Source organism: Methylomarinovum caldicuralii, assembly GCF_033126985.1.
Lineage (GTDB): Bacteria > Pseudomonadota > Gammaproteobacteria > Methylococcales > Methylothermaceae > Methylohalobius > Methylohalobius caldicuralii.
Genome location: NZ_AP024714.1, coordinates 275,091 through 286,509 on the forward strand (window position 1 = coordinate 275,091; position 11,419 = coordinate 286,509).

Genomic DNA, 11,419 nt, shown 5'->3' on the forward strand with positions numbered 1-11,419 from the left:
CGGTGGAACTGGAAGACGCGCGGCCGGACGCCCTCGTCATCCTCGAGCAGCTCCTTCCCAAACTGGCAAAAGTGCCTGCCGCATACCGTCCCCGACGGCAGATCGTGGTCCGGGCCGGAGACCTGCTCGAAGCCTGGAAGCGCCCGGCGGCCGACTGGCTGGCCCGCTGGCGCGGCCGCAGCTGGCCCCGCTGGCCGCAACAGGCGCTCGCCTTCCACGAACTGCTCCAGACCCGCACCGATCCCGTACCGGTCCCCCTGTCACCGGCAGACCCGGCCTTCCTGCAGTACACCGGCGGCACCACCGGCACGCCCAAGGGTGCCGTGCTCAGCCACGCCAACCTGCTCGCCAACGTCGAGCAGGTACGGCTGTGGCTCACCTGCAGCGGCTGGCGCCGGCCGCTGCGTCCGGGGCGGGAACGGCTGGTCACCGCCCTACCCCTGTCCCACATCTTCGCCCTCACCGCCAACCTGTGGGTGGGGCTGAGCATCGGCAGCCACAACCAGCTGGTTCCCGATCCCCGCAACCTGCGCGATCTGGTCCGGGTACTGCGGCGCTCCCGTTTCACCGCCATCACCGGGGTCAACACCCTGTTCGACCATCTGCTGCGGGCCCCCGGCTTCGCGCGGCTGGACTTCTCCCACCTGGGTCTGACCGTGGCCGGCGGCATGCCCATGCACCCGACGGTGGCCGAGCGCTGGCAGGCGGTGACCGGCTGTCCGGTCATAGAAGGCTACGGGCTCACCGAGGCATCCCCGGTGGTCACCCTCAATCCGCTCGATCTGGAACGCTACAACGGCAGCATCGGGCTGCCGCTTCCCGGCACCGACTGCCGGCTGCGCCGCGACGGCGAAGACGCCCCGCCCGGGGAGGCGGGCGAGCTGTGTGTGCGCGGGCCGCAGGTGATGCAGGGTTACTGGAACCGCCCGGAGGAAACCGCCGCCACTTTCACCGCCGACGGCTGGCTGCGCACCGGCGACATCGCCCGCATGGACGCCGACGGCTTCTTCTACATCGTCGACCGCAAGAAGGACATGATCCTGGTGTCCGGCTTCAACGTCTACCCCAGCGAGATCGAGGCGGTGGTCTCACAGCACCCCGGGGTGCGCGAATGTGCCGCCGTGGGCGTGCCCGATCCCGATACCGGCGAGGCGGTCATGCTGTTCGTGGTCCGCCAGGACCCGGATCTCGACGAGTCGGCACTGCGGGCGTGGTGCCGCGAGCGCCTGACCGCCTACAAACGCCCCCGGCGGATCGTGTTCCTGGATGAGCTGCCCAAATCCGCCATCGGCAAAGTGCTGCGCCGCCAGCTGCGGGAGGCGGCACGCGCCCGAATTTGATCCACGTCAAAACCACGGCCGGCAAAGTGCCTATAATTGAAACCAGACGTGTTGCAGCCATCGTGACAAGGTGGATTTGAAGGCGGTCAGAGACTGTGACCGCATTTTCTGTACCAAAAAGGCGGATCTTGCGATCCGCCTTTTCGCTTCCGGATACCGGGGAGGCTCAGGCTTCCGGCTGCACCACCACCTTGACGGTGGCGGTCACGTCCGGATGGAGCCGCAGCTCCACCTCGTATTCGCCGGTCTGGCGCAGCGGCCCTTCCGGCAGCAGCACTTCCTGACGCGATACCGGCACCCCGGCGGCGGTGATGGCCTCGGCCAGATTCTGGGTGCCGATGGAACCGTAGAGCTTGCCTTCCGGACCTGCCTTCTGGGTGATGACCACCTCCAGCTCGGCCAGTTTCTCGGCCCGCTCCCGGGCCGCCTGCAACGCCTCGGCGGCCTTGCGTTCCAGTTCCGCCCGGCGCTGCTCGAACTCGGCGATGCGCTCGGGCGTGGCCCGTACGGCCTTGCCCTGGGGAATCAGATAGTTGCGGGCATAACCGGGTTTGACGTCAACCCGGTCGCCCAGATCGCCCAGATTGGCGATTTTTTCAAGCAGAATCACTTCCATGGGTCTTGTACCTCGAAGTCAATGAATTATTCAGCCGGCAAAAAACGGCCGCGCCAGTCGAACCAGGCATCGCTCAGGCCCACCAGCGCCAGCGGCAGGAAAACGTGGGGCACCAGCGCCATCAGGATGTAAAGGCCATAGAGCCAGCCGCGCATGCCGCGGGCGGCGAGGATGGCGTGCAGGACGGCAACGCCGGCGAACACGTAGAGGACGAAAAGCACGATCCCTACGTTCACCAGCACCTCGTGCAGCTTGCCGTCGGCAAAAGTCCCCAGCACCCACCAGGGCGAACGTAAACCAGGCCAGGGAGGGGCGCAGGCGCAGCGCCAGGAACTCTTGGCGGAAACCACCGGGATTGTAGAGCAGCGCCTGCCACCAGCGTCCCCAGATCAGACTCAACGCCAGGCTGGAAACCATCCCGGCCGCCATGATGCCGGTCATGTAACGGGCCATGGTCACCAGCTGCGGCTGCCACAGGGCGGTATCGGCGCCGGCCTGGCGCCAGACCGGTCCGAACACGGCCTGGAGGCGCTGATACCAGAAATCCGCCGGATCGTTCATGACGGCGTACACCAGAATCACCCCGGCCATGCCGATCACCGTCAGCAGGGCCAGCGTCAGCCCCAGGTCGCGGCTCAGGCGCAGAAACAGGGCCGTCCCCCACACCGGCAGCCACAGCAGCAGGCCGTAGGCGGCGGGAAGGACGAAATTCCCCAGCACGATGGCCCCCAAAAGCCCTGCGGCCAGACTCGCCGCCAGCAGGGTGTTGAGCCCTTCGCGCCAGCCCAGACGCAAGGTCACCAGCGCCACCACCGCCGCCGCCAGCAGGCTCAGGGGCGGAAACAGCAGCGACAGCATCAGGGCGGTTGCGGCCACCGCGATGGCCTGCATCCGGCCCTGCATGATGAAGCTGGCGAGAAAGCGCATCGACGCTGCCGCAGGTTGGCTTACTTGTGGGCGTCACAATACGGCAGCAGCGCCAGATAGCGGGCCCTTTTTATGGCCTTGGCGAGCTGCCTCTGATACTTGGCGCTGGTGCCGGTGATACGGCTGGGGACGATCTTGCCGGTTTCGGTGATGTATTCCTTCAGGGTGTCGAGATCCTTGTAGTCAATCTCCTTGACTCCCTCCGCGGTGAAGCGGCAGTACTTACGGCGGCGGATGAAACGTGCCATGGTTTACCTCGTGTTCGATTCAGGATTCGCTGGACTGGGCCGCGGCTTCTGCCTCGGCCGGCTTCTCTTCAGCCGGGGCCGGCTTGGGCTCGGGCCGGCGCTCGGCCGCCTCGGCTTCCTTGGCCTTCGCCATCGGCGACGGTTCGGTGACCGCCTCGTCGCGCTGGATGATCAGCTCGCGCAGGATGGCGTCGTTGAAGCGGAAATGACTCTGCAGCTCGGCGATGGTTTCCTGATCGCACTCGATGTTCATCAGGATGTAATGGGCCTTGTGCAGCTTCTGGATCGAATAGGCCAACTGGCGCCGGCCCCAGTCCTCCAGCCGGTGGATCTTGCCGCCCTTGTCCTCGATCATGGCGCGGTAGCGCTCGAGCATGGCGGGCACCTGCGGACTCTGGTCCGGATGGACCAGGAACACGATTTCGTAGTGTCGCATAATGGCTCCTTACGGTTTGAAAAGCTTTCTACCCGATGTAGTAAAGCAAGGAGCGAATGGGAACATTCGCCGTGATAAACGGCTAATTGTAGCCGCTCAAGGGCAGGGAAACAATGGTCGGATGCCCCATCGTCCACCTTGCCGGAGGAGGCTGAGAAGGCGCAAATTGACGGGCGCCAGGCGATTCAGCGCCGGCACGCTCCCTGGTAGATGGTCACGGGCTCGACGGCCTCGAAACGGCACGAAACCCCGTGGGGAATGAGATAGGACTGGCCGCGGCGCAACGGAATCTGTCCCCGGCGCCAGGCGATTCGGCACCGGCCCTCGAGCACGATGCCGAGGCGCAAAGCCCCCGAGGCGTCGAAAACGTCCCCGCCGGCCAGTTCGATACGGCTGAGGCGAAACTCGTCCACCGGGGCTTCATAGACGGCCTCCACGCCGTGCGACACCGGCCGCAGGATTTCCGCCGGCCGTCCCTCGAACCTGACGATCTCCAGCAGCGCCGGCACATCCACGTGCTTGGGGGTCAGGCCACCGCGCAGGACATTGTTGGAGTTGGCCATGACCTCCACCCCCACCCCCTGCAGATAGGCGTGGAGTTCGCCGGCGGCCTGAAAGATCGCCTCCCCCGGCCGCAGACGGAGAAAGTTGAGCAGGAAGATGGAAAACAGCCCCCGGTCGTGGCGGCCCGCCTGGGAGTAAAGTTCATCGGCCCACAGAAACCAGAATTCCCGCTGTTCTTTCGACCACGGGCCTTCCCCCCGCAGTCGCTGCAGCACCGGCCCGAGCAGGGCGTCCACTTCGGCCTGGGGCAAGGTCATCAGCGCCTCGTAGAAGCGTTTCAGGCCGCATTCCCGCAGCTGGCGCAGCAGTCCCGCCCATTCGGGAATACGTGCCAGTTCCGCCTCGATCTCCGCCTCAGGGCGGAAGCCCTTGAGGGCATAGAAGGGCGTCAGGGCGCTCAGCAGTTCCGGCTTGTGATTGCGGTCGCGGTAATTGCGCCGGGGCGAATCCAGCGGGATACCCTGCGCCTCCTCCCGCGCGTAGCCAGCTTCCGCCTGCCGCTTATTGGGATGCACCTGGATCGACAACGGCCGGGCCGCCGCCAGGATCTTGAGCAGAAAGGGCAGCTGGCCGTGATACTTGTCGGCCAGCTCCCCCAGCAACTGCGTCGGCGCGGCGGCCAGCAGCCGGTCCAGCGGCACCTTGACGCCATCGATCACTGCCTGGGCCGGCAGATCGGGATGGGCGCCGATCCACAGTTCGGCGAAGGGTTTGCGTTCGGGATTGGGGATTCCCAGCAGCCGGGGGATGTAGTCGGGATCCCCCCAGGCGTAATGCTGCACCCCGCAGAACAGGGGCAACGGGGCCGGATCACGGCAGAAAGCGGCGATCGCCCGCTCGATTCGGTCCTGCATCATAGCGCTCCAGCTCCAGTGCGGGAGGCCCCGGCCGGGGCCTCCGTATGCCGTCAGTCCGCCTGCCGGCGCAGGAAGGCGGGAATGTCGAGGTAGTCGAGATCGTCCTCCTGGGCGGCCGGCGTGCCGCTCGGCACGTTGAGCTTGCGCACCCGTTCCGGCTGGCGCCGGATCACCGCCGGGCGGTCGAGCTCCTCGTAATCGACCTCGCCATCGGCCTTCTTTTCCACCAGCCGCACCGGCGGTTCGGCCGCCGCGCTGCGGCCGCCTTCCAGACCGGTGGCCACCACGGTGACGCGGATCTCGTCCTGCAGCTCCGGATCGATGACGGTACCGACGACCACCACCGCATCCTCGGAGGCGAACTCCTTGACCGTATTGCCGACGACGTCGAACTCGCCGATGGACAGGTCCAGACCGCCGGTGATGTTGACCAGGATGCCCTTGGCGCCCTGGAGGTTGATGTCCTCCAGCAGGGGGCTGGCGATGGCGCTTTCGGCCGCCTTGCGGGCCCGCTCCTCGCCGCTGGCGCTGCCGGTGCCCATCATCGCCATGCCCATCTCCGACATCACGGTGCGCACGTCGGCGAAGTCCACGTTGATAAGGCCGGGACGGGTGATGAGCTCGGCGATCCCCTGCACCGCCCCCAGCAGGACGTCGTTGGCGGCGGCGAAGGCCTGCAGCAGTGACGCCTGGCTGCCGAGCACCGGCAGCAGCTTCTCGTTGGGGATGGTGATGAGGGAATCGACGTAGCGGCTCAGTTCCTCAATGCCCTGCTCGGCGATGGCGCGGCGCTTGTTGCCCTCGAAGGGGAACGGCTTGGTCACCACCGCCACCGTCAGCACGCCCATGTCCTTGGCGATCTCGGCGAACACCGGCGCCGCGCCGGTGCCGGTACCGCCGCCCATACCGGCGGTCAGGAACACCATGTCGGCCCCCTGGATCATCTCCTGAATGCGGTCGCGGTCGTCCATCGCCGCCTGCTTGCCCACCTCCGGGTTGGCTCCGGCTCCCAGTCCCTTGGTCAGCTCGGCGCCGATCTGCAGCACGTGCTTGGCCGCCGACTTGCGCAGGGCCTGGGCGTCGGTGTTGGCGCAGATGAACTCGACCCCCTCGATGTTGCTGTTGACCATGTGGTCCACCGCGTTGCTGCCGCCGCCGCCGATGCCGATCACCTTGATGACGGCGTTCTGCCCGTAATCGTCCACCATTTCAAATTTCATGGTATTGCTCCTCCACGCTCGTGTTTTTCGAAACCATCTCAAAACCTGTCAAAAATTCCCTTGAAACCAGCTGCCCATCCGCCGCCACAGCGCCCGCAGGCCGGAAACCTCGTCGGCCAATCCCGGCAGCCGCTGGTGCCGGCGGCCGAACAGCAGCAGCCCCACGCCGGTGGCATAGGCGGGATTGCGGATCACGTCGGTGAGCCCGGTCACATGGCGCGGCATTCCCAGCCGCACCGGCATGTGGAAGATCTCCTCCGCCAGCTCCACCAGGCCTGTCAGCTTGGCGCTGCCGCCCGTGAGCACCACCCCGCCGGGAATCAGATCCTCGAAGCCGCTGCGGCGCAGTTCGGCCTGGATCAGCATCAGCAGCTCCTCGCAGCGGGGCTCGACAATCTCGGCCAGGTTGTGGCGCGAGATCCGCCGCAGCGGGCGGTCGCCGATGCTGGGCACCTCGATCATATCGTCGATGTCCGCCAACTGAGTCAGAGCGCAGGCGTGTTCGATCTTGATGCGTTCGGCGTGGTGGGTGGGGGTGCGCAGGGCGACGGCGATATCGTTGGTAATCTGGTCACCGGCGATGGGAATCACCGCGGTGTGGCGGATGGCGCCGTCGGTGTAGATGGCGATGTCGGTGGTGCCGCCGCCGATGTCCACCAGGCACACGCCGAGGTGGCGCTCGTCCTCGCTCAGCACCGCATGGGCCGAGGCCAGCTGCTCGAGGATGAGGTCCTCCACTTCCAGACCGCAGCGGCGCACGCATTTGACGATGTTCTGGGCCGCGCTCACCGCTCCGGTGACGATGTGGACCTTGGCTTCCAGGCGGATGCCGGCCATGCCCACCGGCTCCTTGATGCCTGTCTGGCTGTCGATGATGTATTCCTGGGACAGGACGTGGAGCAGCTTCTGGTCCGCGGGAATCGCCACCGCCTTGGCGGAATCGAGCACCCGCTCCACATCGGCCGCTGTAACCTCCTTGTCCTTGATGGCGACGATACCGTGGGAATTGAGACTGCGGATGTGGCTGCCGGCGATGCCGACGGAGACCGCATGGATCTGGAAGCCGGCCATCAGTTCGGCTTCCTCCACCGCCCGCTGGATCGCCTGGACCGTGGCTTCGAGGTTGACCACCACGCCCTTCTTGAGACCGGTGGAGGGATGGGTGCCGATGCCGACGATCTCGATCTCGTCCGCTTCGGGATTGTATTCGCCGACGATGGCGGCCACCTTGGAGGTGCCGATGTCGAGGCCGACGAGGATGTTCTGGTCTTTGCGTTTAGCCATGCTGCGCTTGCGTGTGTTTCACTTCGGTGGCAGGCTCGCGCAGACGCAGCGCGAAGCCGTGGTGGTAACGGGCGTCCACGTAGTCGATGCGGCGGCGGACATCCGCCGTCAGCTGCCCCAGCGCCCGCGCCACCCCTTCGAAGGCAGCCTCGGGACGCATCCGGCCGAGCACCAGGGTCATCCCCTCGCGGGTTTCCAGGCGCCAGCTGCGGCGCGCATCCACCTGCAGGCGGGCGATGTGCCAGCCCAGCGGCGAAAGCGCCGCCGCCATGCGCCGGTAGGCGGTCAGCAGGCGAAATTCATAGCCTTCCGGACCGCTCAGCTGGGGGAGACCGGCGTACTCGTGGACGTCGTCGGCCGGGGTGAACTTCTCCCCCCGGGCATTGAGCAGGGAGGTTTCCCCCCAGCGCACCACCGGACGCTGCTCCTTGAGATCGAGCTGAAAGGTCCGGGGCCAGATCCGCTCGGCCCGCACCGCCGCCACCCACGGGAGGTGGCGCACGGCGGCGGCTAAAGCGGTCAGATCCGTCTCCCAGTAGCCGTGCAGGTGCGGGATGACGACCCTTTTCAGCGCCGCCATGCGGACGTGGCGCAGCGGCCCGACGATCCGCACTTGGGCCGGCACCCTGTCCGTTTCCCGCATTCGCTCCACCATGCCTCCTATCATACCGATCAACAGCAGTCCCCACAGGACCGTTTTAGCGCGCGACACTGGTTTCCAGGATACGCCATACCAAACGCTCGAAATCCAGACCGGCCGCCCGCGCCGCCATCGGCACCAGGCTGTGGTCGGTCATTCCCGGCACGGTGTTGACCTCGATCAGCCACGGCCGCCCCTGACGGTCGCGGAACAGGTCCACCCGGCCCCAGCCGCTCACCCGCAGCACCTCGCAGGCCCGGGCGGCCAGCTGCTGCAGCGCCCGCTCCTCGGCCGCCGGCAGACCGCAGGGACACAGATAGCGGGTGTCGTCGGCCCGGTACTTGGCCTCGAAGTCGTAGAAGGCCCGCGGCGTTTCCAGACGGATCAGGGGCAGCATTTCGCCCTGCAGCATCGCCGCGGTGTATTCCTCACCGTCGATCCAGGCTTCGGCCATCACCGGACCATAGTCCCGGGCTGCTTCCCAGGCGTCCTGCAGTTCCGCCGCCATCTCCACCTTGCTCATTCCGATGCTGGAGCCTTCCAGAATCGGCTTGACGATCAGCGGGAAACCCAGCCGCCCGGAGCACGCCGCCAGATCGCCCGCCTCCCGGAGCACTACCCAGTCCGGTGTCGGCAGCCCGGCCCCGCGCCAGCACAGCTTGGTGGCCAGCTTGTCCATGCTCAGGGCCGATCCCAGCACACCGCTGCCGGTATAGGGCAATCCCAGCGCCTCCAGCAGTCCCTGCAGCACACCGTCCTCGCCGCCGCGGCCGTGGACAAGGTTGAAGACCCGGTCGAAGCCCTTGCCGCCCAGGGCCGCCAGCGGCCGGTCACCGATGTCCACCGCGACGGCGTCCACCCCCTGACGCTGCAGGGCGGCGGTCACCGCCCGGCCGCCGGTGAGAGAAATCTCCCGCTCGGCGCTGGTGCCGCCCATGGCCACCGCCACTTTGCCGAATTGCCGGGGATCGTCGATCTTCATGGAGCGACTCCGATGATGCGCACTTCCAGTTCCAGGACGATACCGAAACGCGCCTCGACCTCGGCCCGGGCCAGCTCGATCAGGTTCTCGATGTCGGCAGCGGTGGCGGTACCGGTGTTGATGATGAAGTTGGCGTGCTGCTGCGAGATCCTGGCGCCGCCGATCTGCCGTCCCTTTAGGCCGCAGGCTTCGATCAGACGGGCCGCGTGCTCTCCGGGCGGGTTCTTGAACACCGAGCCGCAATTGGGCCAGCGGGTCGGCTGGGTGCGGTTGCGGCGCGCCAGCAGCTCGCGGATGCGGCGCTGGCCCGTGCCGATGTCGCCGCGTTGCAGCTTCAGCCAGGCACCCAGGAACCATTCCCCCGGCGGCCCCTCGACCCGGCGGTAACCGACCCGGTATTCCCGGGGGCTGCGGCGCTGGACCCGGCCGCGGCGGTCGAGCGTCTCCACCTCGTCCACCCACACCCAGGTCTCACCGCCGAAGGCGCCGGCGTTCATCGCCAGGGCGCCCCCGAAGGTGCCCGGAATGCCGGCGAGGAATTCGGTCCCCCCCAGACCGTGCAGGCTGCAGAAGCGGGCCACGTGGGCGCAGGGCACCCCCGCCTCCACGTACACCCGCCCGTCGGCCTCCAGACGCATGTCGCCCAGCCGTTTGGCGGCAATGATCACCGTCCCCGGCACGCCGCCGTCGCGCACCAGCACGTTGCTTCCCAGGCCCAGCCAGGTCAGGGGCTCGTCCGGGGGCAGCCGGCGCAGAAAGCGGATCAGATCGTCACGGTCCGCCGGCTTGAACAGGCGTTCCGCCGGCCCGCCCACCCGCCAGGTGGTGAAGGACGCGAGCGGCACCCGGTATTCCAGGGTTCCCCGCAGTTCGGAAAGGGCAGCCCGGGCGACCGCGTTCATGACCAGATCTCCTGCAACCGGGGCGCCAGACGGCCGATGCTTCCCGCCCCCAGGGTCAGGACCACGTCCCCGGCCTGCAGCCGGGACTCGAGAACCGCCGGGACCTCCGCCAGGTCCGCCACCTCGATGACCGCCTTCCCGGCCTCCCGCAGGGCCTGCGCCAGCGCCTCGCTGTCGGCGCCGGGACGGGGCGCCTCGCCCGCCCCATAGACCGGCAGCAGCAGCAGTTCGTCCACATCGGCGAGCACGCGGACGAAATCGTCGAACAGCTCCGCGGTGCGGCTGTAGCGGTGGGGCTGGAACACCAGAACCTGGCGCCGCTGCGGCCACGCCTGGCGGGCGGCCGCCAGGGTCGCCTCCAGTTCCCTCGGGTGATGGCCGTAATCGTCCACCAGCACGATCTCCCCGCCTTTCCAGGGCAGATGGGCCACCTGGAAGCGCCGGCCGATGCCGGCAAACCCCGCCAGGGCTTTCTGGATCGCCGCGGTACCGACCCCCAGTTCCAGGGCGATGGCGATGGCGGCCAGGGCGTTGAGCAGGTTGTGACGGCCGGGCAGGTTGAGTTCCACCGGCAATGGCCGCGCCAGTCCCCGGCCCTTGACCACGAAGCGGGTCTTCAGCCCCGACGGCTCGATCCGGCGGGCGTGCAGGTCGGCCTGGGGATGGCAGCCGTAGGTCAACACCGGCTTGTGGATCCGCGGCAGGATCTCCGCCACCCCGGGATCGTCCAGACACATCACCGCCAGGCCGTAGAACGGCAGCTGGTGGAGGAATGCCACGAAGGTGTCCTGCAGCTGCCGCCAGTCGCCCCCGTAGGTGCCCATGTGGTCGCGGTCGACGTTGGTCACCACCGCCATGATCGGCGCCAGATGGAGGAAGGAAGCGTCGCTCTCGTCGGCCTCCGCCACCAGGTAGGGGCTGGCGCCGAGCCCGGCGTTGCTGCCGGCGCTGTTGAGACGGCCGCCGATGACGAAGGTGGGATCCAGCCCGCCCTCGGCCAGGATGCTGGCCACCAGGCTGGTGGTGGTTGTCTTGCCGTGGGTGCCGGCGATGGCGATACCGAAGCGGAAGCGCATCAGCTCGGCGAGCATTTCCGCCCGCGAGATCACCGGAATCCGGCGGCGGCGGGCCTCCGCCCATTCGGGATTGGCCGGATCCACCGCGCTCGATACCACCACCACGTCGGCGCCGACGACGTGGGCGGCGTCGTGCCCTACCTTCACTGTGATCCCAAGGCTGCGCAGGCGCTGCAGCACCAGGCTGTCGCGGGCATCGGAGCCGGACACCCGGTAGCCGAGATTGGCCAGCACTTCGGCGATGCCGCTCATGCCGACCCCGCCGATGCCGATGAAATGGATGCGGCCGATGGCCGCCATGCGCTGCCGCACCGCTTCATTGCCGGC

12 protein-coding genes are annotated in these 11,419 nt (G+C 67.5%); 1 reads left to right on the forward strand and 11 read right to left on the reverse strand.

The genetic code is table 11. The features are described from left to right. Window positions 1–2 precede the first annotated feature (2 nt). Complete coding sequence (locus MCIT9_RS01450) at window positions 3–1,340, forward strand: AMP-binding protein (protein WP_317705659.1); 1,338 nt, start codon at window positions 3–5, stop codon at window positions 1,338–1,340. 166 nt (window positions 1,341–1,506) lie between these two features. On the opposite strand, the gene rplI is transcribed toward MCIT9_RS01450, so the two are convergent. The 11 genes from rplI to murC all read right to left on the reverse strand — a co-directional run bounded on the left by rplI (window position 1,507) and on the right by murC (window position 11,392). Then, the gene (rplI, locus tag MCIT9_RS01455; protein WP_317705660.1) at window positions 1,507–1,956 is read right to left on the reverse strand and encodes a 50S ribosomal protein L9; all 450 of its coding nucleotides are present in this window, start codon (window positions 1,954–1,956) and stop codon (window positions 1,507–1,509) included. 30 nt (window positions 1,957–1,986) lie between these two features. After that, window positions 1,987–2,883, reverse strand: coding sequence for a hypothetical protein (locus MCIT9_RS01460; protein ID WP_317705661.1), 897 nt, complete (start codon window positions 2,881–2,883; stop codon window positions 1,987–1,989). A 20-nt stretch (window positions 2,884–2,903) separates the two neighbouring features. Continuing rightward, complete coding sequence (rpsR, locus tag MCIT9_RS01465) at window positions 2,904–3,131, reverse strand: 30S ribosomal protein S18 (protein WP_286293048.1); 228 nt, start codon at window positions 3,129–3,131, stop codon at window positions 2,904–2,906. Between the two features lie 19 nt (window positions 3,132–3,150). Further along, a complete protein-coding gene (rpsF, locus tag MCIT9_RS01470; protein ID WP_317705662.1) occupies window positions 3,151–3,567 on the reverse strand; it encodes a 30S ribosomal protein S6 in 417 nt (138 codons plus the stop codon). A gap of 185 nt (window positions 3,568–3,752) precedes the next feature. Then, window positions 3,753–4,988, reverse strand: coding sequence for a mannose-6-phosphate isomerase, class I (gene manA, locus MCIT9_RS01475; RefSeq protein WP_317705663.1), 1,236 nt, complete (start codon window positions 4,986–4,988; stop codon window positions 3,753–3,755). A gap of 50 nt (window positions 4,989–5,038) precedes the next feature. After that, window positions 5,039–6,208: a cell division protein FtsZ gene (gene ftsZ / locus MCIT9_RS01480; RefSeq protein WP_317705664.1), complete on the reverse strand. Its 1,170-nt coding sequence runs from the start codon at window positions 6,206–6,208 to the stop codon at window positions 5,039–5,041. A 48-nt stretch (window positions 6,209–6,256) separates the two neighbouring features. Then, entirely contained in the window at window positions 6,257–7,492 is a 1,236-nt protein-coding gene (gene ftsA / locus MCIT9_RS01485; protein ID WP_317705665.1) for a cell division protein FtsA, read from the reverse strand. Further along, complete coding sequence (locus MCIT9_RS01490; RefSeq protein ID WP_317705666.1) at window positions 7,485–8,135, reverse strand: cell division protein FtsQ/DivIB; 651 nt, start codon at window positions 8,133–8,135, stop codon at window positions 7,485–7,487. Before MCIT9_RS01490 ends, ftsA begins: the two co-directional genes overlap by 8 nt. 55 nt (window positions 8,136–8,190) lie before the next feature. Further along, entirely contained in the window at window positions 8,191–9,114 is a 924-nt protein-coding gene (locus MCIT9_RS01495) for a D-alanine--D-alanine ligase (RefSeq protein WP_317705667.1), read from the reverse strand. After that, complete coding sequence (murB, locus tag MCIT9_RS01500; RefSeq protein ID WP_317705668.1) at window positions 9,111–10,016, reverse strand: UDP-N-acetylmuramate dehydrogenase; 906 nt, start codon at window positions 10,014–10,016, stop codon at window positions 9,111–9,113. Before murB ends, MCIT9_RS01495 begins: the two co-directional genes overlap by 4 nt. After that, window positions 10,013–11,392 carry a UDP-N-acetylmuramate--L-alanine ligase gene (murC, locus tag MCIT9_RS01505; RefSeq protein WP_317706682.1) on the reverse strand — a complete coding sequence of 460 codons (1,380 nt, stop codon included), beginning with the start codon at window positions 11,390–11,392 and terminating at the stop codon, window positions 10,013–10,015. The genes murB and murC overlap by 4 nt, the downstream gene beginning before the upstream one ends. Window positions 11,393–11,419: the final 27 nt, after the last annotated feature.

Excerpts from the sequence above, each read along its gene's own strand:
- ftsA (WP_317705665.1), bottom strand. The coding sequence starts at position 7,492 with ATGGCTAAACGCAAAGACCAGAACATCCTCGTCGGCCTCGACATCGGC.
- MCIT9_RS01490 (WP_317705666.1), bottom strand. The coding sequence starts at position 8,135 with ATGCGGGAAACGGACAGGGTGCCGGCCCAAGTGCGGATCGTCGGGCCG.
- rpsF (WP_317705662.1), bottom strand. The coding sequence starts at position 3,567 with ATGCGACACTACGAAATCGTGTTCCTGGTCCATCCGGACCAGAGTCCG.
- rpsR (WP_286293048.1), bottom strand. The coding sequence starts at position 3,131 with ATGGCACGTTTCATCCGCCGCCGTAAGTACTGCCGCTTCACCGCGGAG.
- manA (WP_317705663.1), bottom strand. The coding sequence starts at position 4,988 with ATGATGCAGGACCGAATCGAGCGGGCGATCGCCGCTTTCTGCCGTGAT.
- MCIT9_RS01460 (WP_317705661.1), bottom strand. The coding sequence starts at position 2,883 with ATGCGCTTTCTCGCCAGCTTCATCATGCAGGGCCGGATGCAGGCCATC.
- MCIT9_RS01495 (WP_317705667.1), bottom strand. The coding sequence starts at position 9,114 with ATGAAGATCGACGATCCCCGGCAATTCGGCAAAGTGGCGGTGGCCATG.
- rplI (WP_317705660.1), bottom strand. The coding sequence starts at position 1,956 with ATGGAAGTGATTCTGCTTGAAAAAATCGCCAATCTGGGCGATCTGGGC.
- murC (WP_317706682.1), bottom strand. The coding sequence starts at position 11,392 with ATGGCGGCCATCGGCCGCATCCATTTCATCGGCATCGGCGGGGTCGGC.
- murB (WP_317705668.1), bottom strand. The coding sequence starts at position 10,016 with ATGAACGCGGTCGCCCGGGCTGCCCTTTCCGAACTGCGGGGAACCCTG.
- ftsZ (WP_317705664.1), bottom strand. The coding sequence starts at position 6,208 with ATGAAATTTGAAATGGTGGACGATTACGGGCAGAACGCCGTCATCAAG.